The organism is Streptomyces sp. NPDC041713 (genome assembly GCF_055591085.1).
Window position 1 is genome coordinate 641,692 of record NZ_JBVIZY010000003.1, and the last position, 26,531, is coordinate 668,222.

Below are 26,531 nucleotides of genomic sequence, written 5' to 3' on the forward strand. Positions count from 1 at the left end.
CCTAGCCGTTGGTGCGGGAGCCGTCGGGACGCGTGCCCGCGCGGCCGCCGCACCCGGGCCGGGGGCACCCCGGGGAACGGGACGGTCAGTCCAGGTCGTCGAAGGGGTCGGCGAACGCCAGGTCGGAGAGTGCGGCCGCCGACGGGGCGGCGACGCGCGTAGCGAAATCCTCGTGGTGGTGGCCCGATGCGAGGACGACCCACACGGTGACCTCGCCGTGCACGTCGTCGCGGACCCCCCAGGTGTCGGAGAGCGCCGTGATGATGTTGAGCCCGCGGCCGCCGCGCGCCGTCACCGACGGGGTCGCGGGGACCGGGCGGGTCGGGCCGCCGCCGTCCGTCACCTCGACCGTGAGGCGGCCCGCCCGGTCGACGTGCCACGCCGCCCGCACGTCACCGTCGCCGACCATCCCGCGGCCCAGCGGCCTGCCGTGCCGGCAGGCGTTGCTGAGCAACTCCGACAGGACCAGTACGGCATCGTCGACGACCGACTCCGGCACCCCGCTCATGCGCAGCTGACCGCGCATCCGCTGTCGTGCCTCCCCCACGCCCGCAGGGCCATGGGGAACGGCCATGCTCGACGACGTGGGCACCTCCCGTGCCACCACCAACGCCACCCCCGAGACCTCCTTCGCCCCACGCCACGGTGTGGATGCCCCAATGGACTGGACCGGAAACCGGCCAATCCCCGCCCGGTGACGCACTCGTAACGATCGAATACGGACCGAACGCGCCGGTGCACACCCTGTAACCGGAGTTAACGGAGTCCCAGACGGTCCAGTTGGGACAGAACCTGCTTGGGGCGGTTGGTGATGATCGCGTCGACACCCAGTTCGGCGCAGAGTTCCACGTCCTCCGGCTCGTTCACCGTCCACACGTGCACCTGGTGTCCCGCGCGCTTCAGCTTCTCCACGTATCCGGGGTGGTTGCGCAGGATACGCAGGGCCGGGCCTGCGATGCCCACGCCCGCGGGCAGGCGTCCGTCGCGGTGGCGCGGCGAGACGAACTGCATCAGATAGACGGTCGGCAGCGTCGGGGACGCGGCCCGTACGCGGTGCAGGGAGCGCGCGGAGAAGCTCATGATCCGTACCGGCGACGCGGTATCGGACGCGGGGGCGTCCAGGCCGAAGCGCTTGAGGAGCAGGAGCAGGCGCTCCTCCACCTGGCCCGCCCAGCGGGTGGGGTGCTTGGTCTCGATCGCGAGGCGCACCTGGCGCCCCGAAGCATTACTTTCGGCCACCAGCTCCAGGAGCCGCTCCAGCGTCAGGACGGAGGTGTCCTCGCCCGCGTCGCCTCCTTCGCCGGCTTCGCCCGCGGAGCCCTCCCAGTCCGGGTCCTCGTCGGCCTCGCCGTGCTGTCTCTTCCAGGAGCCGAAGTCCAGGGTGGCGAGATCGGCGAGTTCGAGGGCGGAGACGGCGCCGCGGCCGTTCGACGTACGGTTGACGCGCCGGTCGTGGACGCACACGAGGTGGCCGTCGGCGGTGAGCCGTACGTCGCATTCGAGGGCGTCGGCACCGTGCTCGACCGCCTTCTTGTAGGCGGCCAGGGTGTGTTCGGGAGCGTCTTCGGAGGCTCCGCGGTGGGCGACGACCTGGATCTGGTGCTGTCGTGCGAGGGTCACCGCGTCATGGTGCCATCACGGGGTACCCGACGGCTCGCCGGACGGCCCCCTCCAGGGGCGCCGGACGCACAGGATCGGCTTATGGTGCCCTGACAGCCCATGGGAAAAGCTGACTGCAGACATCTGTACCGCGTATGTGCCGCGCAGTCGCTCAGCCGCGTATCCGCGTACGCGGGGGGCGGGCCGCCACGTCCACAGGTAACAGGTGCACAGTAGGCCCCGTAGGCACAGCAGGCACCGCCGAGCCGTGACCGAGAACGCACGCAACGCAGCCGAGAACGCACGCAACGACAGCATGGACCGAGGAGAAGAGCTGTGAGCACCGAGAACGAGGGCAACGAGGTACCCAAGGCCCCGTCCGCGCCTCCCGCGCCGGTGGACGCTCCCGCTGTTCCCGCCGACTCCGCTGCCGCCGGTCCCGTCGCCGGGACCGCGCCCGGGGCCGACGCCGGCGCGGCGGCTCAGGCCGCGCCCGCCGGGCAGCCGGGGCACGGCGGGGCGCACGCCGCTCCCGCGCACTCCCACGCTCCCGCGCACGCCCCCGCCCCTCCCGCTCCGGCCGCCGCGGGCGCCCCGCAGGGCGGTTCCGGCGCGGGGAACTGGCCGCCGCCCGCGCCGCCCGCCGTGCCTTCGTACGCCACGGGCGGTGGTTCCGGTTCCGGCTGGGGCGCCTCGTACCACCCGCAGGAGCCGAAGTCCGGCGGCCGGCGCGGCGGCCTGGTCGCGGCGGTGCTCGCGGCGGCGCTGATCGCGGGCGGCATCGGCGGCGGCGTCGGCTACTGGGCGGCCGAGCGGGGCGACGACGACACGGGCTCCACGACGGTCTCCGCCGCGGACACCCCCGCCGACCTGAAGCGCGAGCCCGGCTCGGTCGCCAAGACCGCGAACGACGCGCTGCCGAGCGTCGTGACCATCGAGGCGCAGAGCGGCGGCGGCGAGGGCGGCACGGGCACCGGCTTCGTCTACGACAAGCAGGGCCACATCCTCACCAACAACCACGTGGTGGCGTCGGCCGCGGAGGGCGGCAAGCTCCAGGTGACGTTCTCGAACGGCAAGAAGTACGGCGCCGAGGTCATCGGCCGCGCCGAGGGCTACGACGTGGCGGTCGTCAAGCTCAAGAACGCCCCCGAGGGGCTCAAGCCGCTCGCGCTCGGCAACTCCGACCGGGTGGCCGTCGGCGACTCGACCATCGCGATCGGCGCGCCCTTCGGCCTGTCGAACACGGTGACGACGGGCATCGTCAGCGCCAAGAACCGCCCGGTGACCTCCAGCGACGGCGGCCAGAGCGGCAAGAGCTCGTACATGAGCGCGCTGCAGACCGACGCGTCCATCAACCCCGGCAACTCCGGCGGCCCGCTGCTTGACGCGCGGGGCGCGGTCATCGGCATCAACTCCGCGATCAAGCCCGCGGAGAGCGGCGGCGGCATCGGCGGCGGCGGCCAGTCCGGCTCCATCGGCCTGGGCTTCGCGATCCCGGTGAACCAGGCGAAGCAGGTCGCCCAGCAGCTGATCAAGACGGGTACGCCGGTCTACCCCGTGATCGGCGCCTCGGTCTCCCTGCAGCAGGAGGGCGACGGCGCGACGATCAGCCGGGGCGGCGCGGACGGCACGTCCAAGCCGGTCACCCCGAACGGCCCGGCGGACAAGGCGGGCCTCAAGCCCGGCGACGTCATCACCAAGCTGGACGACATGGCGGTCGACAGCGGCCCGACCCTGATCGGCCAGATCTGGACCCACAAGCCGGGCGACACCGTCAAGATCACCTACGAGCGCGACGGCAAGGAGCACACGGTCGACGTGACCCTGGGCCAGCGCAAGGGCGACAGCTGACCCGCTAGTCTTGTCCCCGCGCAGTCCTGATCCCACCACGTCGACACGGACACGTCGGCACGGACGGGACGGACGGGACGGCGCGGGGTGGGTTGCCCGAGCGGCCTAAGGGAACGGTCTTGAAAACCGTCGTGGCGCGAGTCACCGTGGGTTCAAATCCCACACCCACCGCTTGCAGGCCAGCGTATGTACTGGTCAGAAGGGTGCCTCTCAGTGAGAGGCACCCTTCTTCGTGGGGGACCTGTCTCACCTTGATCCGCGACTGTCACGCCTTTGACCAGTGTGTGTGGACCAGGCGTGGACCACGATGGAGCCCGAACGGGGCCTATCACCAGGTGCTTTGGGCCATACGTGGGCCGACGCCCGAGATGCTGTGGGAACGCGCCCGTCTACGGACCTGGTTCCGCGCCAGGACAGCGAGCAGCGCCCCAGGGCGTGAGCCACTGGGGCGCTGCTCGCTGTCCTCTGGCTGCTACTGCCCCACGGTGAGGGACCAGCGAACTGCCGAGGGGGCAGTCACGGTGACTGTGCCCTCTGGCCTCGACTTCTTGAGGCCCAGTTCGTTGTACGTGCTGCTGACCTCGCCGTCCACGCAGTCGAGCGGGAAGTTCATGCCCATGGGCTGGACGGCGACCTTGAGTGTTCCCTTGCCTTGGCAGTTGACGAGCACGGACAGCGGCCCCTCAGCGACTCGGCCGAGCGGGACGTTCCGACTCCCCTTGGCCGCTGCGATCTCGGCCAGCGCCTTGCCCTCTGGCAGCTTGGGCGCCTCGCTGACCGACTCCCCAGGGATGTGTTCCGGCCTGGCTTTGTCCTTGGAGGGAGCGGTGGAGGGCGTCGGCTTCGACTGCTTCGACGAGTCATCTGCTCCAGAGCAGCCGCCAAGTACGACGCTCAACAACAGCACCCCAGTGGCACAACCTGCTCCGCGGAGAGTTGCCCGCCTGGCACTGTGGGGCATCAGCTCTCCCAGATGTACCAGCCCACCCGGTACGGGGTGTAACTGGTGATCGTCTTCTTCGCGGTCGTCGAGCAATCGCTGTAGTAGGAGTAGCTCTTCCCCTTGTGCTTCAGCCGGTAGACCCCGTACTTGGCGTGCGTGGTCTTCTTGGCCGGAGTGTTCACGCTGATGACGTTGCCGAGTTTCGCGGTCAGTTCAAGGGAGAGATTGACGCTGTACTCCGACTCAAGTTCGGACACCATCGTGCGCGCCTTGACCTTGAGTCCAGCGGATACCGATATGCCGACCTTGGCTGTCACCTCAGCTTCGAACCGGGACTTTGCGGTACGGCTCGTGCCGTTGTAGTTGGAGTTCGTGGGGCCGACGCCCTTGTGGAATTTGCCCAGCTTGCTGGTGGGCCGGTACACACCGCCGGGTGTGCAGTGCTCGGCACCTGGAGCGGGGTCGGCCTTCCCCGGCGGCAGCTCTCCGCCCTCTACGGGAGCGTCGGGATCCTGGACCTCAATGAGGTCCGTCTCCTCCGGGTCGGTGGGCGGACCGGGCTGGACGGCTATGTCCTCCGCGTCTGCGGAGTTGCCGCCTACAGGTTCTGGGCTGGGTGCGTCTGCCAGTGCGGGAGTGGTCAGCCCCGCAAAGAGCAGAAAGGTCGCTGCCGGAATCAGCAGGCCCTTGTTTGTTCTGATGCCCACAAGGCACCTTCCCCGATGAGCCACCCCTACTGGGTGGCTGGTCAGCTGAAAGTACTGGAGCGGCTGCTCTGGGTGAAGGGCGCGGGTGATCTTCTGAGCAAGAATTGAGGTCCCGGAACTGCAGGAGCGCCGTCCTGTCCTGACTGCGGTGAATGGCCTTTGCGTAGAAGCGGAATAGGAATGCGATGTTGTGGCCCGCGCGTCGGGCGACCTCTGCCGGGGATGGATACTCCCGACTCAAGCCAGAGGGACACGCCCGCATGCCGCATCGAGTAGGGCACCTCCGCCAGGGGCGAGGCCGCTTCGGAGTCCGACAGCACTACGAGCCGTGCTGCCTTCCAGAGCTCTCCGTACTCCTTGGACAGGAGATGTCCACCCAGGACCGCGCGGAACAGGCGGCCATCATCGGCGGTACCGAACTCCTTGATGTGCTCGCGGATGAGGCGGACCAGCACAGGCGGAATGGGTACAGGCCGAGTGGCCTTGCGCGCCCGCTTCTTCAGTCCGCGTGAGTCGAACGACTCGCCGGAATCCGTCCACCCCGAGCCGACGCGGGGCGTGCTGCTCGACAGGAGGACCTCTCCCCAGCCCTTCTCCGGCAGGGTGAAGTCCGACTCACGCAGATTGCACGCCTCGCCGGGGCGATTGGCTATACGCATCAAGGTCGGCGACGTCGGCGGGCAGCGCGACGTCCCCGAGCAGAGCCACACCGTCCGTCTTGTACGGCGCGCGGGCGGTAGTCCCACCTTCTCCGGGTGCACGCAGACAGGTACACCGCGCGGGGTGTACCTGGGGCCGTCCTCCGGGTTGAAGGGGCACTCACCGGACGGACGCTCGACCACGTCGAACGCACCGAGCGGGAAGCGGCGGGATGGGCAGATGCCGCATGCGCAGTGGCCGTCACCGGAGACGAATGCCTCAGCCACGGGCGGCAGCGTAGCGTGGTCGACGTGCCGGGACAGCAGCTCTAGGAGGCCCACACCCACGCGGGTGACGGCTGGCAGGAGCAGCCCAATACCGTGAGCCGGAGCCGGTGGACCAGGTGTGGACCACCGGGGCGTGTGCCCCTGGCGCGCATGTTCTTGAAAACCGTCGTGGCGCGAGCCACCGTGGGTTCAAATCCCACACCCACCGCGTAGGTTGAAGGCCCCTGACCAGGAACATCGGTCGGGGGCCGTCGCGCTGGGCGCTGTCCGTGAGTAACTGCGGTTCCCCGGTGTTTCCCGCTCGATCGGGCACGGCTGGGGCACGTCCGCTTACAGCCTGGACGCTGCCACAGGTCCATTGTCGGTCCCCCTTGCTAGCTTGCTCGTCGAGACCGGTCGGAGAACCCTCGAGGTCCGCGGTTAAGGGGGGTGGGCACAAAGGTCCCCGGGTTCGCCTCGGGACTGTGAGCTCAAGGCCGTGGCATCCACCCCCCTCCTCGAGCCTCGCGCGCAGCCTCCACCACCACGGTACGAACGACCTGGACGCCATGGGCCGCGTCTGCTCAGCTCTGCCTGGGGCGATGGTGGACGGGATGGGAGCACCCCGCGCACGCCACTACGGGCCCGCAGTCGGGAACGGCGCCCCTTCCATCCCGGTGCCGGCCGGATCCCCCGCCGGGCGGAGCGGAGCGCAGCCGGGTGCCTTGACGAAGTAGGGAAAGTCTTATCCCGCTGGGATGAGGTGCTTGCCGTCGTGGCTCCTTACGTGAGGGCCGTTGCCGTCCAGGGCATCCAGGAGTCTGATCGCGTAGACCTCAGCCATGCGTTCGCTGACCTCGTCGGGTGTGGGCCAGGAGACGGCTGTGGACTCGCTGGAGGTGCGTTCGGTGCCGCCGGAGCGCTTGCAGCGGAAGACCAGGGCGACGATGCCTCGGGTGGTGTTCTTGCAGACGCCGGTGAGTTCGTCGATCTCGACGTGGATGCCTGCGAGCGATCACCGAGTGATGGCACCGAGTGATGGCACGGCTGGCCGTGTCCAATTCCCGTCTATGCGTAGCGCATATGCATCACTACTCTGCGCACACATGGGGAAAGTGGTGCGTCTGTACTGGGGATACATGGTGGCTGCTGCCTTGGTCGTTGCCTGGAGCCAGCAATGGGCCTTGCCCGTGATCGTGGCTCTATCGGTCGGTGTCTCGGCCTACGCTGCCTTTCAGGTGCCGGTCTGGTGTGGAGCGGTTAACCGAGATGGCCGGACCTACTGCCGGAACAACGCGTACGGCGTGCTGATGGGCTGCTCGAAGCGTCAGCACAGATGGCAGAAGATCACGATGATCGTTCTGCGCAGCAAGGTTGGGAACGTCAGTCGGTCCGTGTTCCCGACGGCCAAGGAGAAGTTCAACGGCGCCCTCGCCGTGGGTGGCCTTCTGTCGGCTGTCGCCGCGGTGATCGTTCCCGTTGTGACTGGTGGTTGAGCGGGCAGGGTCGTCGCTTGAGGCACGTAGCGGGCACGGCAAGCAGGGCGGCGCCCGAGGCGGGGCGGTTTCGCTCGCCTGACCTGCACGGGAGCGGGTACGGCGCCCGGCCCTCGAAAGGTCTTGAAAACCGTCGTGGCGCGAGTCGCCGTGGGTTCAAATCCCACACCCACCGCAGTGGTTGACGGCGCCTGCACCGGACACGGTCAGCGGGCGCGGAAAGGGCGCGATCCTGGTGAGGATCGCGCCCTTTCTGTGTCGTCCCGCCTTACGGCGCGATGGTGCGCCTGATCAGTCGTTGGCGCAGGTGTTGCCGAAGGCCGGGTTCAGCAGGCCGATGATGTCAACCGTGTTGCCGCAGGCGTTGACCGGGATGTGGATCGGAACCTGGACCATGTTGCCGGAGATGACGCCCGGGGAGTTCACCGCGGCGCCCTGCGCCCCGGAGTCGGCGGCGGCGAGGCCGGCGCCGCCCATGACGAGGGCACCGGTGCCCAGCACGACAGCGGTCGTCTTCTTCATTGCGGACATGATTGTTCTCCTTGATTACGTGCCTGTCGAAGGCGCCCCGCCGGGCCACACACAACACGACGTCGCTCCGGCAGAGGAGCAGCACACCTGTCGGGCGCCTGCGTGATCAACGCTCGCCCCCGCCGCCGGACACGTTCGTGCCGCCATTCGGGGGACAGCCCCACGCCCGGCGGGGCGGGCGTGGGGCGGCAGGGCGTTCAGGCGTGGTCCGTCAGGCGTGCCGCCGAGGCGATCGTCGAGTGGGCCTCGCGTTCGGTGAGGCCGACGCGGCGGGCGGCGTCGGTGAGCTGGGGCGCCAGGGCCTCGCCGATGCCGTTCTCGTACGCGCGGCAGGCGGCCCAGAACAGGCGCGTGTTGCGCTGGCCCTCGTGTGCCGCGAGGACGAACTGCACGAGTCCCTGGCCGTGTTGGGCCTCCTGGTTCGAGGAGTGGGGGTGTGCCGCTCGTGTGAGGTCCGGCTGTGTGTTCGAGGGGGTGCGGGGTGCCCGTGACGGGGGTGGCGCGAGCAGGCGGAGCAGGGTGGGAGGGCAGGGCGCGGGCGGCAGGTGGTCCGTGCCGGGCACGGTGCTGTAGATGCCGTGTTCGGTACGGGAACCGGGGCCGACGAGGTAGCCGCCCGCGCCCCTGATGTCGATGCCGGGGGCGAGCCGCCCCGCCGAGTTGGGGATCACGGCGTGCGGCGGCCCCGTCAGCCAGATGTGCCGGCCGCCGCTCGGCGTGGTCACGACGACGGTCGGGGGGATCGTGAAGAGGTGGCGCAGGGCCAGTTCGCGCAGGCCCGCGGACGCGTCCGTACCGGACTTGGTGTCCAGGTCGATCCCGATCAGATGGTGTGGCGGCAGCCCGCAGGCGATGCCGTAGCCGGTGGCCCAGGGGGCGGCGGCGAAGAGTTCCCGGATGCGGTGCGGGTCGGTCGTCGCGTCGTACACGCCGTGCCCGGGGCGGCCGCATGCGCCGTGGCAGAGGGCCGGTTGCGGGTCGTCGTGGTGGGGGGAGCGCAGGGCGGGGAGCTTGGTGCGGGAGAGCGGGATCACCGAGAGGCCCCGTTCGGCCGCGGACAGGGCGTGGGCGAGCGCGAGGGTGGCGGCGCGGCGGTCGGCGACGCTTCGGGCGGCGGTGCTGGCGGCGCCGGCCGCGCTGGACGACGAGCTGGACGACGCGTCGGACGCGGAGGTGCGGGCGGCCGCGCTGGATGCGGAGGAGCTGCTTCCAGTGGCGCCGCGTTCGGTGGGAGCCATGACTTCATTTTCGTACACACGTTCGAAGAAGGGAAGAGGGAACGGCTCCCGAACGGTGGGGTGGTGTGGCCCGGAAGGGGCGCCGCCCCCTCGCACCGGGCGGTCGGCGCGGCCCTGCCGGAACGCTTCGCCTCATGCGGCACAAGGCGAGCGCCACGGTTCGAATGGGTTCGCACAGACCTGAACAGACCTGAAACAGGATGCAGAGGGCGCACGGCATGTTTATCGACATGTCATCACGCTTGCGGGGGAATCGGGGCGATAGGGGTGGTTCGCCGGGGATTCGGTGGGCAACTCTGATCTCGCGACGTCGTGCAGAACTCCAAGGCGGTCGGCCAACTTCCTTGGAACAAGCCGTACTTCTGGTGCTCACGGATCCACGTCCGGCGTGCACCTCCTGCTCTGGAGGAAACAGACATGGCAAGCATCCGTACCGCCCGCATCTTCGCTGCCGCCGCCGCCGTGCCGCTGGCTGCGGCGCTCTTCACGGGCATCGCGACGGCCGACAACGGTTCCTTCGCGAACGACGGATCGAACGCGGGTGTGGCGACGGTGAACGGCAGCGGGGTCGGCCACAACAACAGCGGCAACTCGTCCACGACGCAGCAGCAGGCGGTCGGCAACGGCGCCTCCAACCAGAGCAACACCGCCCAGGTGAACGGCTCGGCGTTCACGGCGATCCACCAGGAGAACGAGAACATCGCGGTCAACTTCACCCACCTCTGGTGAGCCGACGGCCCCTTGAGCCGCTCGGGACGGCTCCAAGGGGCGTGGGCTGTGGGGTGTGACGCTCTGTGCGGCGGTGCTTCGGCGCCGCCGCACAGGCGTGTTCGGGGGCGGGCATCTCTTGACATCGGCACGCAATCTGACGGACAGTCAGAAACCCTTGCCGGTACGGGAGGACGGGTGCGCGGCTCGTACGAGAGGCGCGCGCAGCCGTGACCCCGTACCGCCCGTACGCGCCGTACGAGCCGGAGAGGCCGCCACCGTGTACCTCGCCCCCACCGAACGCCAGCGCCGACTCCGCGCCGAACTGCGCGCGTACTTACGGGACGTGATGCCGGACGGGCCACCCGACGGCGCGGACACGCAGGGCCAGCGACGGCTGCTGCGGCGGATCGGGGCCGACGGGATGCTGGGCCTCGGCTGGCCCGTCGAGTACGGGGGTCAAGGGCGCGGCGCCGACGAGCAGTTCGTCTTCTTCGACGAGGCGTACCGCGCGGGCGCGCCGGTGTCGATGGTCACCCTCAACACCGTCGGGCCGACCCTCATGAAGTACGGCACGGAGGAGCAGAAGGCCGCCTTCCTGCCGCGCATCCTCAGCGGTGACCTGGTCTTCGCGATCGGCTACAGCGAGCCGTCCGCCGGGACGGACCTCGCGTCCCTGCGGACGAGGGCGGTGCGCGTCGGCGCCGACGGGGCGGGTGGTGGGGCGGGCGCCGTGGCAGGCGACGGGACAGGTGGCGGAGGCTGGCTGGTCGACGGCCAGAAGATCTTCACGTCGAACGCGCAGAACGCCGACTGGATCTGGCTGGCCTGCCGCACCGACCCCGACGCCCCCAAGCACCGGGGCATCTCGATCCTGCTCGTCCCGACCGACGCACCCGGCTTCTCCTGGACGCCCATCGAGACCGTCGGCGGCCTGACGACGACGGCCACCTATTACGACGGCGTCCGGGTGCCGGCCGGCCACCTGGTCGGCGAGGAGAACGGCGGCTGGGGCCTCATCACCAACCAGCTGAACCACGAACGGGTGGCGCTCGCCGCGATCGGCATGCAGGCGGAGGACTTCTACACGGCGGCACGGGCGGCGGCGCGCACGCCCGATCCGGTGACGGGCGAGCGCCGCATCGACGCCCCGTGGGTGCGGGCGCGGCTGGCCGAAGCGCATGCCCGGCTGGCGGCGACGCGCCTGCTCAGCTGGCGTCTGGTGGGGGACGTGGGCGCGGGGTCGCCGGCGCCGGGTGACGCGAGCGGCGTGAAGTTCATGGGGACCGAATCGGCCGTGGCGGTGTACCGGATGTGCCAGGAGGCGGTGGGCGAGGCGGGGTTGGTCCGGGCCGGCTCACCGGGCGGATGCGGGGACGGGGAACTGGAGCGGATGAACAGGGCGGCGCAGATCAACACGTTCGGGGGCGGGGTGAGCGAGGTGCAGCGCGAGATCGTGGCGACGATGCGGCTCGGGATGCGGAGGGGGCGGCGGTGAGGGGTGGTGCGGATGCGGTGGGGCCCATCGTGACTGGTGAGATCCCGTACGACGAGTTGCGGGCCTTCGAGGGCAGGGGCGCGGAGGAGACCGGGCGCGGCAAGGACCCGGTCAACCGGCCGATGATCAGGCACTGGTGCGAGGCGATGGGCGACACCCATCCCGCGTACGGGGGCGAGGATCCCGTGGCGCCGCCGACGATGCTGCAGGCCTGGACGATGGGCGGCCTCTCCGCGCGCGGCGGTCGCTTCCGCGCCCACGACGAGCTGTTCGCGCTGCTGGACGGCGCGGGGTACACCTCGGTGGTCGCGACCGACTGCGAGCAGGAGTATCTGCGGGCGCTGCGCCCCGGCGACGAGATCACCTACGACGCGGTCATCGAGTCGGTCTCGCCGCGCAAGACGACCAAGCTGGGCACGGGGCACTTCGTGACGACGCGGATGGACGTCCTGGCCGACGGCGAACTCGCGGGGACCCACCGTTTCCGCATCCTCAAGTACGCTCCGGCGGCGACGGCGGAAACGGCGACGGCGGAAACGGCGACGGCGGAAACGGCGGCGGCAGCGGCTCGGCGGGAGCGGGGCGTCGCGGGGGGCGAGAGGGAGCGCAGCAGCCGTCCCCGGCCCGTCGTCAACCGCGACAACGCCGGGTTCTGGGCGGGCGTCGCCGAGCACCGCCTGTTGATCCAGCGCTGCACCGGATGCGGCGGCCTGCGCTTCCCCTGGCTGCCGGGTTGCAACGCCTGCGGCTCGCCCGAGTGGGACACGGTCGCGGCGAGCGGTGAGGGCACGGTCTATTCGTACGTCGTGATGCACCACCCGCCCTTCCCGGCCTTCGACCCGCCCTACGCCGTGGGGCTCATCGAACTGGCGGAGGGCGTACGGATCGTCAGCAACGTCATCGGGGTGCCGTACGACAAGGTGCGCGTGGGGATGCCGGTGCGGCTGGAGTTCCGGCGGGTCGACGCGGAGTTGGAGCTGCCGATGTTCCGCGCCGTGGACGACGCCGGCGCCGACGCCAACGCCGGTGCCGGTGTCGCGGAAGGTGTGGGCTGACATGGACTTCACACCCACCCCGGAGCAGGCGGCGGCACGTGAACTCGCCGGGGAGATCTTCGCCGACCTGGCCACTCCGGAGCGGCTCGCGGCGGCGGGTACGGGGTCGGACGCCGAGCTGTGGAAGGCGCTGTGTGCGGCGGGGCTGCCGGGCGCGGTGGAGGAGGTCGGGCTGCTCGGGCTCGTGCTGCTCTTGGAGGAGCAGGGGCGGGTCACGGCACAGGTGCCGTTCGCGGCGAGCTGTGTCTACGGCCTGCTCACGGTGGCGGCGCACGGCACGCCGGAGCAGCGGGACCGGCTGCTGCCTCCGCTGCGGCAGGGGAGCGAGGTCGCGACGGGGGCGTTCCCGGCGCGGGGCGGGGTCGTGGCGTCCGCGGACGGGCGGCTGAGCGGCGAGGTGGCGTGGGTGCCGTGGCTGCGGGACGCGACGCAGGTCCTGGTGGCGGCGGCCGACCGGAGCCTGTGGCTGGTGCGGGTGGCCGACGCGCGGGTGGAGCCGGTGGAACTGACCGCGCCCTGGGCGGCGGGCCGACTCGTCCTCGACGGGGTGCCTGGGGAGCGGCTTGGTGGGGCGGGTGTGGAGCGGCGGCCCAGCGGGCTGGGGGCTGAGCGGCTCGGCGGCACGGGTGTGGACCGGCTCGGTGAGTCGAGGGTCACACGGCTCGGCGGCACCGGTGTGGACCGGCTCCAGGGGCCGGGTGCCGAACCGCTCCGCCAGGGCCCGGGAGCGTACGAGGACGTATTGGCCTCCGCACGGACCGCGTTCGCCGGGCTGCAAGCCGGGGTGTGCGCGGGTTCGCTGGCCCGCGCGGTGGCCCACACGAACGAGCGGGAGCAGTTCGGCCGCCCCCTGGCCGCCAAGCAGGCCGTCCAACTGCGCGCCGCGGACGCCCACATGGACACCGAGGCGATACGGGTGACGGCCTACGAGGCGGCCTGGCGCCACGACGCCGGGCTGCCCTGCGCGACACACGCGCTCACCGCCGCCTGGTGGGCGTCGGAGGCGGGCACCCGCGTCGTCCACGCGGGCCAGCACCTGCACGGCGGCACGGGTGCCGACCTCGACCATCCCGTACACCGGCACTTCCTGTGGGGGCGGCAGTTGGACGCGTACTTGGGATGCGGCAGCGAAGTGCTGGAGGAGTTGGGTGAGTTGATCGCGCAGGGGGAGGAGCCGGCATGACGGGGAGCGCAGGTACGCCGCGCAGCGCAGGTACGCCGGATACAACAGGCACCACAGGGAGAGCCCCTACCGCCCAAGAAGGCGAAACCCTGCCCCCCCTCGAGATCCCGATCACCCGCACCCTGATCGTCTCCGGCGCGATCGCGTCCCGCGACTACCAGGACGTACACCACGACGCGGAGCTGGCGCGGGCCAAGGGCTCGCCCGACATCTTCATGAACATCCTCACCACGAACGGCCTCGTGGGCCGGTACATCACCGACCACTTCGGCCCCACCGCCGTCCTGCGCAAGGTGGCCATACGGCTCGGCGCCCCCAACTACCCCGGCGACACCATGGTGTTGACCGGCACGGTAAAGCACGTCGAATCCTCTCCCGACGGCGACACCGCGACCGTCAAGGTCGTCGGGGCCAACGGCATCGGCAACCACGTCACCGGAACCGTCACCGTCACCGTCACGGTGCCCGTCCCCGCGGAGGGGGCCGTATGAGTGTCCGTACGCGCGACAGCCTCGGCGGCAGGGCCGCGATCGCCGGCATCGGGGCGACCGAGTTCTCCAAGGACTCCGGGCGCAGCGAGCTGAAACTGGCCGTCGAGGCCGTGCGGGCCGCGCTGGACGACGCCGGGCTCGTCCCCGCGGACGTGGACGGCATGGTCACGTTCACCATGGACACCAGCCCGGAGATCACTGTCGCCCAGGCGGCCGGCATCGGTGAACTGTCCTTCTTCTCCCGCGTCCACTACGGCGGCGGCGCGGCCTGCGCCACCGTCCAGCAGGCGGCGCTCGCGGTCGCGACCGGGGTGGCCGAAGTCGTCGTCTGCTACCGCGCGTTCAACGAACGCTCGGGCCGCAGATTCGGCTCCGGCGTACAGCGGCGCGAGCCGTCCGCCGAGGGGGCGGCGCTCGGCTGGTCGCTGCCGTTCGGCCTGCTCACCCCCGCCTCCTGGGTGGCGATGGCGGCCCAGCGCTACCTCCACACGTACGGCCTGACACCGGACGCCTTCGGCCACGTCGCCGTGATGGACCGCCGGTACGCGGCCACCAACCCGGCGGCGTACTTCCACGGGAAACCGATCACCCTGGAGGACCACGCCGCGTCGCGCTGGATCGTCGAACCGCTGCGGCTCCTGGACTGCTGCCAGGAGACGGACGGCGGCCAGGCACTCGTCGTCACGACCGCCGAACGGGCCCGCGACCTCCGTCAGCCCCCGGCGGTGATCGCCGCGGCGGCGCAGGGCGCGGGGCGGGCGCAGGAGCAGATGACCAGTTTCTACCGCGACGACCTCAGCGGGCTCCCCGAGATGAGCGTGGTGGCCCGCCAGCTCTGGCGGACCTCGGGGCTCGCCCCGGCCGACATCGACGTGGGGATCCTCTACGACCACTTCACGCCGTTCGTGCTCATGCAACTGGAGGAGTTCGGGTTCTGCCCGCCCGGGGAGGCCGCGGGCTTCGTCGCCGAGGGGCGGCTGCCCCTGAACACCCACGGCGGCCAGCTGGGCGAGGCGTATCTGCACGGCATGAACGGCATCGCGGAAGCCGTCCGCCAGGTGCGCGGCACCTCGGTGAACCAGATACCCGGCGCCGCGCGCACCTTGGTGACGGCGGGCACGGGTGTTCCCACATCGGGATTGATTCTGGTGGGTTGATTCTGGTGGTTGGTTGTTTCTGGAGGGTTGCTTCTGGTGGGTTGAGTCGAGCGGGTTGATTCTGGTGGCGGACGGCTGAACTCGGCGCGTCCCTCGCGTGTGCGGCGAGGCCGGGCCCTTTCACTCGCCCTATGCGTCTCCAAAAGCTGATCATTGGACTTGTCCTCGTCCTGACCGCCCTGACCGCGGACCTGACGGCAGCACCACCGGGCGCCGCCGCCGATCCCACGCCCGGCACGGGCGGCCCGTCCGGCTGGGCCGGCGCCATCGGCTGGGCCGCGGCGGCCGAAGCGGCCGGTGCGTCGGGTGCGGACGGTGTGTCAGGGGTGTCGGGTGTGTCGGGTGCGGGCGATGTGCCCGAGCTGCCCTGGTCGGGCGCGCGGGCGTCCGCGAAGGTGTCGACCTTCAACGGCAAGGCGTTCGACACCTGCAACACCCCGTCCACCGACACCATGCGGCGCTGGCTCAAGTCCAGTTACCGCGGCGTCGGCGTCTACTTCGGGGGGCGCGGCCGGGCCTGCAAGACCCAGGCCCACCTCAGCCACGCCTGGATGCGCTCGGTGAAGGGCATGGGCTGGCGGGTCCTGCCGGTGTACGTGGGATCCCAGTCGCCGTGCGTCGTCGCGAAGAACAAGCGGAACGTGCGCATCGGAAAGAACCCCGCGGCCCAGGGTCAGCGGGAGGGCAGTGACGCGGTGCGCAGGGCGAAGGCCTTCGGCATCGGGAAGCAGAGCCCGCTCTACCTGGACATGGAGGCGTACCCCTACCGCAAGAAGAGCTGCGCGAACACCACGCTCTCCTTCGTCAGGGCCTGGGACCGGCAGGTGCGCAAACAGGGCTACATCCCCGGGTTCTACAGCAGCGCCGACTCCGGTGTGCTGCACATGGAGATGTCCCGCCGGGCGGGCGTACGGGACCTGCCCGAGGTGATGTGGTTCGCGCGCTGGCACACCAAGCCGAACCTGTACCGCGAGGCGGCGCTGGGCCGTTCCGCGTGGCACCCGGCCCGGCGCATCCACCAGTACGCGGGCAACGTGAAGGAGACCCACGGCGGGCGCGCCCTGAAGATCGACCGCAACCTGGTCCACGCCCCGGTGGCACGCATCAGCTGACGCGTCCACCGCGCGGCGGCCTCGCGTGACGGGGTGGTGCGGTCGGGCGGTCCGGTGGGGCGGTGCGGTGGGGTGGTGCGGAAGGGCGGTGCGGTGGGGTGGCTCTCGGGGGTGAACCCTCAGGGGGACGCCCCACCTCCTCCACCTGTAGGAGGTGGCGCCGACCCCACTCGTACAACCTGAGGCGGACACGGCTTCGGGACCTGCGGCCGATCCGCTGAAGTAGGGGGCGCTTCTAGCGTGGAGCCATGACCGCATCCATGGTGTCCGTGTGCACCAGCGCATCGAAGGCCGCGACGCGGCGCCCGGGTCCGACGCGGCCCGCCGGGCCCTCCGCGTACCCGTCGTTCGCGTCCTACGTACGGGCCCGCCAGCCCGTACTGCTGCGCACCGCCCGCTCGCTGACCGCGAATCCGAGCGATGCCGAGGACCTGCTCCAGACCGCGCTGACCAAGACGTACGTGGCGTGGGACCGGATCGAGGACCACCGCGCGCTCGACGGCTACGTGCGCCGGGCCCTGCTGAACACCCGCACGTCGCAGTGGCGCAAGCGCAAGATCGACGAGTTCGCCTGCGATGAGCTGCCGGAGCCCGACGTGGCACCGGCCGGGGACCCCGCCGAGCAGCAGGTGCTCCGCGACGCGATGTGGCGCGCGATCATGAAGCTGCCGACGCGGCAACGGGCCATGGTCGTCCTCAGGTATTACGAGGACCTCAGCGAGGCCCAGACGGCCGAGGTGCTCGACGTGTCCATCGGCACCGTCAAGAGCGCGGTGTCGCGGGCGCTCGGCAAACTCCGCGAGGACCCGGAGCTGACCCCCGTCCGCTGAGACGGCGGACCGCGGTACTCGGGCAGCCGCAGTACTCGGGCGACGGCCGTACCCAGGCCACCGCGGTACTCGGGCAACGGCCGGCGATGATCGATCATCCCCTGGACTAGTGACATACCAAGCGGTATGCGCGCAGAATCAGCGCAGCCCCTACTGCCGCGCGGGCGATCTGCCGCGCAGGCGCTGTCGCCCCAGGAGGACGCCGTGCTGAGCACGATGCAGGACGTACCGCTGACCGTCACCCGCATCCTCCGGCACGGCACGACCGTGCACGGGACGTCGCAGGTCACGACCTGGACCGGCGAGGGCGCCCCGCAGCGCCGCAGCTTCCGTGAGATCGGTGAGCGCACCGCCCGGCTCGCCCACGCCCTGCGCGACGACCTCGGCGTCACGGACGACGAACGTGTCGCCACCTTCATGTGGAACAACTCGGACCACGTCGAGGCCTATTTCGCGGTGCCCTGCATGGGCGCCATCCTGCACACCCTCAATCTGCGGCTGCCCGCGGACCAGCTGACGTGGATCGTCGCCCACGCCGCCGACCGCGTCATCATCGTCAACGGCTCCCTCCTCGGTCTGCTCGCACCGCTGCTGCCGCAGCTGACGAGCGTCGAACACCTGGTGGTCTCGGGGCCCGGCGACCGCTCCGTCCTCGCGGGCTGCCACGCCCAGGTCCACGAGTACGAGGAGCTGCTCGCCGGCAAGCCCGACACCTACGACTGGCCCGAGCTCGACGAGCGCGCCGCGGCCGCCATGTGCTACACCTCCGGCACCACCGGCGACCCCAAGGGCGTCGTCTACTCCCACCGGTCCATCTATCTGCACTCCATGCAGGTCAACATGGCGCAGTCGATGGGCCTGACGGACGCGGACACCTCGCTGGTCGTCGTCCCGCAATTCCACGTCAACGCCTGGGGCCTGCCGCACGCCACCTTCATGACCGGCGTGAACATGCTGATGCCGGACCGCTTCCTGCAGCCCGCCCCGCTCGCCGAGATGATCGAGTCGGAGCGCCCCACGCACGCGGCGGCCGTCCCGACCATCTGGCAGGGCCTGCTCGCCGAGCTCACCGCGAAGCCGCGCGACGTCGGTTCGCTCGGCCAGGTCACCATCGGCGGCTCGGCCTGTCCGCCCTCGCTGATGGAGGCCTTCGACCGCCTCGGCATGCGGGTCTGCCACGCCTGGGGCATGACGGAGACGTCGCCGCTCGGCACCGTCGCCCGCCCGCCGGCCCACGCCGTCGGCACCGACGAGGAGTTCGGCTACCGGCTCACCCAGGGCCGCTTCCCCGCCTCGGTCGAGGCCCGGCTGGTCGGCCCCGGCGGCGAACACCTGCCGTGGGACGGCGAGTCGGCCGGCGAGCTGGAGGTGCGCGGCCCCTGGATCGCCGGCGCCTACTACGGCGGCGCGGGCGGCGAGGTGCTCCGCCCCGAGGACAAGTTCAGCGCGGACGGCTGGCTGAAGACCGGCGACGTCGGCGTGATCACCGCGGACGGTTTCCTGACCCTCACCGACCGGGCCAAGGACGTCATCAAGTCGGGCGGCGAGTGGATCTCGTCGGTCGAGCTGGAGAACGCCCTGATGTCGCACCCGGACGTCGCCGAGGCCGCGGTCGTGGCCGTGCCCGACGAGAAGTGGGGCGAACGCCCCCTCGCCACGGTCGTGTTGAAGGAGAACGCGACCGCCGACTACGCGGCCCTGCGCGACTTCCTCGCCGGCACCGTCGCCAAGTGGCAGCTCCCCGAGCGCTGGGCGGTCATCCCCGCGGTCCCGAAGACGAGCGTCGGCAAGTTCGACAAGAAGGTCCTGCGCAGGCAGTACGCGGCCGGCGAGCTGGACGTCACGCGACTCTGAGGCGACCGGCGCGACCGGCGCGACCGGCGCGACCGGCGCGACCGGCGCGACCGGCGTGACCGGAGCGACCGGCACGACCGGCGGGACCGGCGGGACCGGCGGGACCGGCGCGACCGGAGCCGAGGTCGTGCCCGAGCCGGGGCCAGGGCCGGTGCCGGTGCCGGGGGTCATGCCACCCCGGCACCGGCGGCCTTCCCGCCACCCCGGCGGGCCGGTATCGCGGTGCTCGCCCAGCCGAGCGCGAGCCAGAGCGCGGCCACCGCGCACACCCCCGTCCACCCCCAGTGGGTGTACGCGCTGCCCGCGAGGGCGGAGGCCAGCGCGCCGCCCGCGAAACCGGCCACCACATAGGCGGTGTTGGCGACCGCGGGTGTGGAGGTGGTCGTCAGGGCCAGGGTCTGGTTGGCGACGTGATTGGCGACCAGCGCCATGTGCAGGGCCGTCGCCGCCGCGCACAGGGCCCAGAGCGCGCCGCCGCCCAGCCAGAAGAGCGGCACGGAGATCCCGGCGGCGCCGTACGCGTACGAGACGACCTTGGCGGCGCCAAAGCGGTCGACGAGCCCGCCCGCGAGGGGTGCCACGACGGCGGCCGCGAGACCGAAGAGTCCGAAGAGGCCCGCCGTGGCGGTCGTCATGCCGTACCCACCGGAGCCGCCCTCGGTGAGCAGCAGGGCGAGGGAGGTCCACAGCGCGCTCCACGCCCCGTACATCCCGGCCTGGCGGACGCAGGCCCGTCGCAGGTCGGCGGAGCCGCGCACCACGCCGGGCAGTTGGGCCAGGCCGGCGAAGAGCGGGCCCGTGCGGCGGCGGTGCTCCTTGGGCAGCACGGCGGCCGAGGCCAGGCCGAGCAGCGCCGTGAGGACGGCGGCGCCGACGAAGACCGAGCGCCAGCCGAAGGCCTGACCGGCCAGGGCGCCGAGCACGCGGGCCGCCACGACCCCCGTGAAGAGGCCGGCTATGACCGCCGCCACATGGCTGGCCCGCCGGTGCGCGGGCGCCCGCTCGGCGACCAGCGGCACGAGCAGCTGCGGCACGACCGTCGCCGCGGAGGCCACCAGGATGGCGGCGGCGAGCGCGGTGGTGCCCGAGGCGGCCGCTCCGAGAACCAGTGCCGCCGCGGTCACGAGGGAGAGCACCGCGACGAGTCTGCGGCGGTTCACACGGTCGCCGAGCGGCGCGAAGAACAACAGCCCCGCCGCATACCCGAACTGGGCCACGGAGGCGACCCACGCGACTGCCGACGGGGTGGACCCGAAGTCGCGGGCCATCAGGGGGAGCAGGGGTGCGGCCAGGTAGATGTTGGCGGCCGTCACGGCGGTGCAGACGGCGATGAGGACGAGGAAGACGCCGTGCGGGACGGGGAGCGGGTGCGGGGTCGGGGCCGGGGCCGGGGCTCTGGCCCCCGCAGGGGCGGCCGGAAAGGTGACGCTCTGGACCGGGCGGGCGGCTGCTGCGGTCGCCCGGTCGGCGGAGGACGTGGACGGTGCTTGTGAAGGCATGGGCGTGACGACTCCCGCGTGCGGACGGAGGGGCGAAAACGGCAACCAACTGGTTGGTTGGAAAAAGTCTGCGCCCGCCACCGCCGCGATGTCAAGCAACCAACCGGTTGGTTACTCGAAGGAGTTCGCTACCCTGAGCCCATGGCAGTGAGAGACCCCGAGGCCACCAAGGCGCGGATCTTCGAGGCGGCGGTCGCCGAGTTCTCCCGGTACGGCATCGCCGGCGCCCGCATCGACCGCATCGCCGGCGAGGCGAAAGCCAACAAACAGCTCATCTACGCCTATTTCGGCAACAAGGCGGAGCTGTTCACGCAGGTGCTCGAGAAGCGCATGCTGGAGATGGCCGTCGCCATCCCCGTCGACGCCGACGACATGGACGGCTGGCTCGACCGGCTGATGGACTACCACGCCGCCCACCCGGAGCTGCTGCGCCTGCTCTTCTGGGAGGGCATCGAGTACGGCGCGGAGGATCTCCCCGACGAGCCGGAACGGCGCGCCCACTACGACCGCAAGGTCGCCGTGCTCACCGACGCACAGGAGCGGGGCGTCCTCAGCGACGAGATCCCCGCCCCGCACCTGCTCTTCATGGTCGTCGCGCTGGCCGGCTGGTCCACGGCGGTGCCGCAGATGCGGCGGATCCTCGTCGGGGACGAGGACGCCGACCGCGAGCGGCTGCGCGCCTCGGTCAAGGCCGCGGTGCGCCGCATAACGGCCTGAGCTCGCCGGTCCGCACGTAGCCGTACCCAGCCGTACGCGCGCGGGCCGGCGTCCCCCACGTAGCCGTACGCGCGCGGGCCCGCCGTGCTCTACGCGCACGTACAGCACAGCACGCACACGCGTACGCGTGCGTCCTCGCCCGCCTCCGCGTCCGCGCTAGTTCGTGCCGATCTTCGCCAGCAGATCCACGATCCGGCCCTGCACCTCGCTGCTGGTGGAGCGTTCCGCGAGGAACAGCACGGTCTCGCCCGCCGCCAGCTTCGGCAGCTCCGTCTCGTCGACGGCCGCGGTGTAGACGACCAGCGGGGTGCGGTTCAACTGGCCGTTCGCGCGCAGCCAGTCGACGATCCCGGCCCTGCGGCGGCGCACCTGGAGCAGGTCCATCACCACGAGGTTGGGCCGCATCTGCGCCGCGAGCGTCACCGCGTCCGCGTCGCTCTCGGCCCGCGCGACCTGCATGCCGCGCCGTTCCAGCGTGGCGGTCAGGGCGAGCGCGATCTCCTCGTGCTCCTCGATGAGCAGCACGCGCGGGGGGTGCTGTTCGCTGTCGCGCGGTGCGAGCGCCTTCAGGAGTACGGCGGGGTCGGCACCGTACGCCGCCTCGCGCGTCGCCTGGCCCAGCCCGGCCGTCACCAGCACCGGAACCTCGGCGGCCACGGCGGCCTGCCGCAGCGACTGCAGCGCCGTACGCGTGATCGGGCCGGTCAGCGGGTCGACGAAGAGCGCCGCGGGGAACGCCGCGATCTGCGCGTCGACCTCCTCCCGCGAGTGCACGATCACCGGGCGGTAGCCGCGGTCGCTGAGCGCCTGCTGCGTGGTGACGTCGGGCGCGGGCCACACCAGGAGGCGCCGCGGGTTGTCGAGCGGCTCGGGCGGCAACTCGTCGTCCATCGGCTGCGGCTGGGGCCGGTTCGCGACCTCGACTGCGCCGCCGGGTCCGTCCAGCGGCTCCGGTCCCTCGTCGGCGTCCTCGTCCGGCGCGCCGATCGCGTACGACCGTCCGGTGCCTTCCGTGGCCGACGCGATACGGGACTGCGGGTGCGTCGGAGTGTGGCCCGAGGCGTGCGTCGGGGGCAGCGGTGTCTGGGGCAACGGGTGCGGGCGTGCGGCGGCCTCGGGACGCTCGTCGGCCGAGGGGTCCGGGGGCGTGCCCAGCCTGCGGCGGCGTCCGGAGCCGCCGAGCGTGTGCGACTGCCCGGCGGCGGTCTGCGGCTGCGTGGCCGGCTGCGGGTGTGCGGTGGGCTGCGGCTGAGGCTGTGCGGTGGGCATCTGGCCGGTCTGGCCCGGGAGAGGCTGACCCGTCTGGGCTGTCTGGCCCGTCTGCGGCTGGCCCGTCGGGGCCTGCTGAGGCGACTGAGGCGGCTGAGGCGACTGACGTGCCTGAGGCGACTGCTTCCGTGCCGGCTGCCGGGGTTCGGCGGCGGCGTCCGGGGACTGGGGCGCGGCCGGCTGTCCGGGCTGCGGTGCCTGCGATGCCTGCGGCGGCAACGGAGGCTGCGGGGGCTGCGGCGACTGCGGGATCCGGGGCGTACCGGGCGTACGGGGCTGCTGCTGGCCACGGCCGCCCTGCTGACCCTGCCCGGCCTGACCCGGAAGAGGCTGACCCGGGGCAGGCTGCTGTCCCTGCGGGGGCTGACCGGCGCCGGGTACGGCCGTGCCGCCACCATTGCCGCTGCCCTGCGGGCCCCGCTGCTGGTCGGTGATCTGCTGGCCGAACGGCACGCCCTGCCCGAGGGTGCGCACGCTGATCGAGCGCCCCTGCGTCGAGTTGGGGTCCCCGGCCGGGGACTCTGCGGGCAGCGGCTGGGCCGCGCGGGCCTGCGCGCCCTGCTCGGGCGGGAGCGCGGTGCCCTGCGCCTGCGACGGGAGCGCCTGCGACGGGACGCCGTGCGCCGGAGTACCCGCGGTGTGCGGGGTGCCCTGCGCGGGCACGCCGCCGGGCGGCGTCGTCCCGTCGGGCCATGGCTGCGGCTGTGGTTGAGGCTGCTGCTGCGGTGCCGGCAACGGTCCGGCCGCGCCACCCTGACCGCCCGCCCCGGACCGCGGCCGAGCCTGCGCCTCCCCCGCCCCCTGCGGGCCACGCGCGGGCGCACCCTGACCGGGCACCCCGGCAACACCCTGACCCGGACCCGGAGCCGGACCCTGCACAGGCAAGCCCGGCGCGACCGGCGCGACCGGCGAGCCCGGCGCGACCTGCTCCTCCGGAGCCTGTTGCGGCGCCGCCACCGCCCGCCGGGACCGGCGACCCCTAGGGGCCTGCGCCGGATGAGCCTGCGGCGGCGTGTGATCGTCGTCCTCGGGCCGCACGGCCGCACCGTGGTGCCCGGTGATCTCCTGCGCGGCCGCGTACTCCTGGCCTGCGGCGTGCCCGGCGGGCGCATACCCCGCCACGTCCTGTCCCGGCGTGCGGTCGGCGGCGGCGGGCGGCAGCGCGAAGACCCGCCCGCTGTTCGCCTCCTCCGCGGCTGCCCGCTCCTTGGCGGCGGCCAGCGCGCGCCGCGCCCGCCGCCCCGTGGGCCGCGTGGTCCCGTCGCCGTACCCGGCCTCGACCGCCGCGAGCTCGACACCCGTGGAGGTGCCCGCCGCCTCGGACGGACCCGAAGCCAGCGCGGGCAGCGCGTGCTGCTCGCCGACCCGGCGGGCCCGGCGCCCGGACGCCCCGTCGACGGGTACGCCCTGCGGCGGCACCGTCTCGCCCAACGCGGCGGATCCGGCCGCGTGTTCGGCCGCGGTCATCACGGCACCCTCGGCACCCTCGGCGGCACTCGGCCGCCCACGCCGCCGCCCGGTGCCCCCGGAGGCACCGCCGTACGTCTCCGAAGAGGCCGCTCCCGTACCACCGGCCCCACCTGCGCCACCCGGGCCACCAGCACCACCCGGGCCACCCGCGCAGCTCGCCGGTGGAGCCGTGGGCCCGCCCACCAGGTCCGTCGTCACAGATCCGCCGAGGCCCTCCGGAGCGGCCTCAGCAGCCCGCCGCCCCCGGCGACGTCCCGTACCAGTAGGCCCACCCGTATCGCCGGACGCACCCGCGCCACCGGCCTCCGTACCACCGACCTCCGTACCACCGGCAGGCGTGTCCGAAGCCGCGGGCGGAACAGAGTCCTCCGCCCCCGCGACAGAACTGGCCGCCCCCGAAACACCGCTCTCCAGGAAGGAGTCCACCGAAGCCCGTCGGGCCCGCCGACGCCCACCCCCGGTACCGCCCGAAGCCTGCTCGGGAACCATCACCGCGTGACCGGGGCCGACACCAGCACCCGCACCAGCACCAGCACCCGCACCAACGCCCGCGCCCCCCGACGCAACACCCGCACCGTCGTCGCCGCCCCCCGCGGCGCCCGTCCCCATCGGCACTTCGAGCACGTACGCGCTGCCGCCCATGCCCGGCACCTCATGCGTCTGCAGCACGCCTCCGTGCGCCCGCACGATGCCCCGCACGATCGGCTCGTGGACCGGGTCGCCCCCGGCGTACGGGCCCCGCACCTCGATGCGGACGACCTCGCCGCGCTGGGCCGCGGCCACCACGATGGTCGAGTCGACGAAGCCACCCGCGGCCGGGACACCGGGGAGCCCGCCGGACGCCCCGACACCCGCGCGCGCGTTGCCGGTCGCGTCGATGCCCGCCACGTCCGCGACGAGATGGGCCACCGCCGTGGCGAGCCGCTCCGCGTCGACCACGAGCTCGATCGGCGGCGCGTGCACCGCGAACTGCGCGCGTCCGGGCCCGATCAGCTCGACCGCGCCCTCCACGCCGGCGGCGACGACCGCGTCCAGCAGGACCCTCGTACGGGAGAGCTGTTCGTCGCCCGCGTCGAGCAGCTGGAAGCCCAGGACGTTGTCGACGAGGGTGGTCATCCGGGCGTACCCGGCCGACAGGTGGTGCAGCACCTGGTTGGCCTCGGGCCACAGCTGGCCGGCGTCGTCCGAGGCGAGCGCGGCCAGCTCGCGGCGCAGCTCGTCCAGGGGCCCGCGCAGGGCGGAGCCGAGGACGGCGAGCAGCTGCTCGTGCCGCGCGGCCAGCGACTCGTACCGCGTCTTCTCGCGCTCGGCCAGTTCCTCGAAGCGGTCCTTCTCGCGCTCGGCGAGCGCCGCGTACCGCTCCTGTTCGGCGGCGAGCTCCTCGGCCCGCTGCTCCTCGGCGGCCTTGGTCTCCTCCGCGCGGCGCTCCTCGAGGGCGCGCACCTCTTCCTCGCGGCGCTCCTCGGCGGCGCGCAGCTCCTCCTCGTGCCGGGCGAGGGCGGCCTCGTACTTCTCGTTCAGCTCGTCGTAGGGCCTGCGGTCGGTGAACGTCATCACCGCGCCGACCAGTTGGTCACCGTCGCGCACGGGGGACGTCGTCAGGTCGACCGGCACCTTGGCGCCGCTCTTGGACCACAGGACCTGCCCGCGCACCCGGTGCTTGCGGCCGGAGCGCAGCGTGTCGGCGAGCGGGGACTCCTCGTACGGGAAGGGCTCGCCGTCGGCGCGCGAGTGCAGTACGAGCGGGTGCAGTTCCTGGCCGCCGAGGTCGCTGGCGCGGAAGCCCAGTATCTGGGCGGCGGCGGGGTTGACCAGGACGACCCGGCCGTCGGTGTCGGTCCCGACGACGCCCTCGGCCGCGGCGCGCAGGATCATCTCGGTCTGCCGCTGGGAGCGGGCGAGTTCGGCCTCGGTGTCCACCGTGCCCGAAAGGTCCCGGACGACCAGCATCAGCAGTTCGTCACCCGTGTACCCATGGGTGTCGTACGCCGTCCTGCCGTCCTCCAGCGGGGAGCTGGTGACCTCGACGGGGAACTCGATGCCGTCCGTGCGCCGGGCGGTCATCCGCGTCGGCTTGGTGCGCCCGCGCTCGTCGATGGTGTCCGGGCGCCGCATGGATCCGGGGATGAGCCGCGAGTCGAACCCCGGCAGCAGATCCAGCAGGCCGCGCCCCACGAGCGCGGTGCCGGGGGCCTCGAACGCCTCCAGCGCGATGGCGTTGGCGTTCACGACGGTGCCGTTGGCATTGACGAGGACGAGCGCGTCCGGGAGCGCGTCGAGTATGGCTGCGAGGCGAGCAGCGCCTCGGGATGGCCTGCTGCTCACGACGACGCTTCCTCCCTGATGTACCGCTTCTTGCCGACTCGCTCAGGCCATCTTGCCCCTCGACCCGTGGCGTGTCACGGGAGGGAGTCTACG

19 protein-coding genes, 1 tRNA gene and 1 pseudogene are annotated in these 26,531 nt (G+C 72.1%); 12 read left to right on the forward strand and 9 right to left on the reverse strand.

Features of this window, described 5'->3' with window-relative positions:
- Nucleotides 1-85: 85 nt before the first annotated feature.
- Together ACZ6CV_RS12510 and ACZ6CV_RS12515 are read right to left on the reverse strand one after the other, a co-directional pair.
- On the reverse strand, nt 86-703 hold the full coding sequence (locus ACZ6CV_RS12510) for an ATP-binding protein (protein WP_469250764.1): 618 nt from the start codon (nt 701-703) through the stop codon (nt 86-88).
- A gap of 53 nt (nt 704-756) precedes the next feature.
- Nucleotides 757-1,620 carry a glycerophosphodiester phosphodiesterase gene (locus tag ACZ6CV_RS12515; RefSeq protein ID WP_469250765.1) on the reverse strand — a complete coding sequence of 288 codons (864 nt, stop codon included), beginning with the start codon at nt 1,618-1,620 and terminating at the stop codon, nt 757-759.
- 315 nt (nt 1,621-1,935) lie between these two features.
- On the opposite strand from ACZ6CV_RS12515, the gene ACZ6CV_RS12520 reads away from it, so the two are divergent.
- Nucleotides 1,936-3,450 (forward strand): S1C family serine protease, encoded by a 1,515-nt coding sequence (locus ACZ6CV_RS12520; RefSeq protein WP_469250766.1) that lies wholly within the window; start codon nt 1,936-1,938, stop codon nt 3,448-3,450.
- Nucleotides 3,451-3,536: 86 nt separating this feature from the next.
- A tRNA-Ser gene (locus tag ACZ6CV_RS12525) sits at nt 3,537-3,621 on the forward strand.
- A 301-nt stretch (nt 3,622-3,922) separates the two neighbouring features.
- Here ACZ6CV_RS12525 and ACZ6CV_RS12530 read toward each other — a convergent pair.
- The 5 genes and pseudogenes from ACZ6CV_RS12530 to ACZ6CV_RS12550 form a co-directional block, all read right to left on the reverse strand.
- Nucleotides 3,923-4,348, reverse strand: a complete 426-nt coding sequence (locus ACZ6CV_RS12530) for a hypothetical protein (protein ID WP_469250767.1) — start codon at nt 4,346-4,348, stop codon at nt 3,923-3,925.
- 62 nt (nt 4,349-4,410) lie between these two features.
- A complete protein-coding gene (locus ACZ6CV_RS12535) occupies nt 4,411-5,100 on the reverse strand; it encodes a hypothetical protein (RefSeq protein WP_469250768.1) in 690 nt (229 codons plus the stop codon).
- A gap of 1,650 nt (nt 5,101-6,750) precedes the next feature.
- A pseudogene (locus ACZ6CV_RS12540) lies at nt 6,751-7,011 on the reverse strand (NUDIX hydrolase); the annotation flags it as partial.
- Between the two features lie 781 nt (nt 7,012-7,792).
- On the reverse strand, nt 7,793-8,032 hold the full coding sequence (locus ACZ6CV_RS12545) for a chaplin (protein WP_362375185.1): 240 nt from the start codon (nt 8,030-8,032) through the stop codon (nt 7,793-7,795).
- 197 nt (nt 8,033-8,229) lie between these two features.
- Nucleotides 8,230-9,270 (reverse strand): bifunctional DNA primase/polymerase, encoded by a 1,041-nt coding sequence (locus ACZ6CV_RS12550; protein WP_469250769.1) that lies wholly within the window; start codon nt 9,268-9,270, stop codon nt 8,230-8,232.
- 417 nt (nt 9,271-9,687) lie between these two features.
- On the opposite strand from ACZ6CV_RS12550, the gene ACZ6CV_RS12555 reads away from it, so the two are divergent.
- From ACZ6CV_RS12555 to ACZ6CV_RS12595, 9 genes are all read left to right on the forward strand, one after another.
- The gene (locus tag ACZ6CV_RS12555; protein WP_355814495.1) at nt 9,688-9,999 is read left to right on the forward strand and encodes a hypothetical protein; all 312 of its coding nucleotides are present in this window, start codon (nt 9,688-9,690) and stop codon (nt 9,997-9,999) included.
- Between the two features lie 259 nt (nt 10,000-10,258).
- Entirely contained in the window at nt 10,259-11,476 is a 1,218-nt protein-coding gene (locus ACZ6CV_RS12560; protein WP_469250902.1) for an acyl-CoA dehydrogenase family protein, read from the forward strand.
- A gap of 29 nt (nt 11,477-11,505) precedes the next feature.
- On the forward strand, nt 11,506-12,531 hold the full coding sequence (locus tag ACZ6CV_RS12565) for a bifunctional MaoC family dehydratase N-terminal/OB-fold nucleic acid binding domain-containing protein (protein ID WP_469250770.1): 1,026 nt from the start codon (nt 11,506-11,508) through the stop codon (nt 12,529-12,531).
- Nucleotide 12,532: 1 nt separating this feature from the next.
- Nucleotides 12,533-13,714, forward strand: coding sequence for an acyl-CoA dehydrogenase family protein (locus tag ACZ6CV_RS12570; protein ID WP_469250771.1), 1,182 nt, complete (start codon nt 12,533-12,535; stop codon nt 13,712-13,714).
- Nucleotides 13,711-14,205: a MaoC family dehydratase gene (locus ACZ6CV_RS12575; protein WP_469250772.1), complete on the forward strand. Its 495-nt coding sequence runs from the start codon at nt 13,711-13,713 to the stop codon at nt 14,203-14,205. The genes ACZ6CV_RS12570 and ACZ6CV_RS12575 overlap by 4 nt, the downstream gene beginning before the upstream one ends.
- Nucleotides 14,202-15,362 carry a lipid-transfer protein gene (locus ACZ6CV_RS12580; protein ID WP_469250773.1) on the forward strand — a complete coding sequence of 387 codons (1,161 nt, stop codon included), beginning with the start codon at nt 14,202-14,204 and terminating at the stop codon, nt 15,360-15,362. The genes ACZ6CV_RS12575 and ACZ6CV_RS12580 overlap by 4 nt, the downstream gene beginning before the upstream one ends.
- Nucleotides 15,363-15,493: 131 nt before the next feature.
- Entirely contained in the window at nt 15,494-16,474 is a 981-nt protein-coding gene (locus ACZ6CV_RS12585) for a DUF1906 domain-containing protein (protein ID WP_469250774.1), read from the forward strand.
- Between the two features lie 248 nt (nt 16,475-16,722).
- Nucleotides 16,723-17,304: a SigE family RNA polymerase sigma factor gene (locus tag ACZ6CV_RS12590; protein ID WP_469250776.1), complete on the forward strand. Its 582-nt coding sequence runs from the start codon at nt 16,723-16,725 to the stop codon at nt 17,302-17,304.
- A gap of 204 nt (nt 17,305-17,508) precedes the next feature.
- Nucleotides 17,509-19,158 (forward strand): long-chain fatty acid--CoA ligase, encoded by a 1,650-nt coding sequence (locus ACZ6CV_RS12595; protein WP_469250903.1) that lies wholly within the window; start codon nt 17,509-17,511, stop codon nt 19,156-19,158.
- 167 nt (nt 19,159-19,325) lie between these two features.
- On the opposite strand, the gene ACZ6CV_RS12600 is transcribed toward ACZ6CV_RS12595, so the two are convergent.
- Entirely contained in the window at nt 19,326-20,657 is a 1,332-nt protein-coding gene (locus tag ACZ6CV_RS12600; protein ID WP_469250777.1) for an MFS transporter, read from the reverse strand.
- A 141-nt stretch (nt 20,658-20,798) separates the two neighbouring features.
- Here ACZ6CV_RS12600 and ACZ6CV_RS12605 point away from each other — a divergent pair, with 141 nt between their 5' ends.
- Nucleotides 20,799-21,374, forward strand: coding sequence for a TetR/AcrR family transcriptional regulator (locus ACZ6CV_RS12605; RefSeq protein ID WP_469250778.1), 576 nt, complete (start codon nt 20,799-20,801; stop codon nt 21,372-21,374).
- Between the two features lie 156 nt (nt 21,375-21,530).
- Here ACZ6CV_RS12605 and ACZ6CV_RS12610 read toward each other — a convergent pair whose 3' ends face one another.
- On the reverse strand, nt 21,531-26,438 hold the full coding sequence (locus ACZ6CV_RS12610) for a PAS domain-containing protein (protein WP_469250779.1): 4,908 nt from the start codon (nt 26,436-26,438) through the stop codon (nt 21,531-21,533).
- Nucleotides 26,439-26,531 lie beyond the last annotated feature (93 nt).

Coding starts and splice junctions, on each gene's coding strand:
- ACZ6CV_RS12545 (WP_362375185.1), bottom strand. CDS start 8,032: ATGTCCGCAATGAAGAAGACGACCGCTGTCGTGCTGGGCACCGGTGCC.
- ACZ6CV_RS12550 (WP_469250769.1), bottom strand. CDS start 9,270: ATGGCTCCCACCGAACGCGGCGCCACTGGAAGCAGCTCCTCCGCATCC.
- ACZ6CV_RS12555 (WP_355814495.1), top strand. CDS start 9,688: ATGGCAAGCATCCGTACCGCCCGCATCTTCGCTGCCGCCGCCGCCGTG.
- ACZ6CV_RS12570 (WP_469250771.1), top strand. CDS start 12,533: ATGGACTTCACACCCACCCCGGAGCAGGCGGCGGCACGTGAACTCGCC.
- ACZ6CV_RS12575 (WP_469250772.1), top strand. CDS start 13,711: ATGACGGGGAGCGCAGGTACGCCGCGCAGCGCAGGTACGCCGGATACA.
- ACZ6CV_RS12580 (WP_469250773.1), top strand. CDS start 14,202: ATGAGTGTCCGTACGCGCGACAGCCTCGGCGGCAGGGCCGCGATCGCC.
- ACZ6CV_RS12585 (WP_469250774.1), top strand. CDS start 15,494: ATGCGTCTCCAAAAGCTGATCATTGGACTTGTCCTCGTCCTGACCGCC.
- ACZ6CV_RS12590 (WP_469250776.1), top strand. CDS start 16,723: ATGACCGCATCCATGGTGTCCGTGTGCACCAGCGCATCGAAGGCCGCG.
- ACZ6CV_RS12600 (WP_469250777.1), bottom strand. CDS start 20,657: ATGCCTTCACAAGCACCGTCCACGTCCTCCGCCGACCGGGCGACCGCA.
- ACZ6CV_RS12605 (WP_469250778.1), top strand. CDS start 20,799: ATGGCAGTGAGAGACCCCGAGGCCACCAAGGCGCGGATCTTCGAGGCG.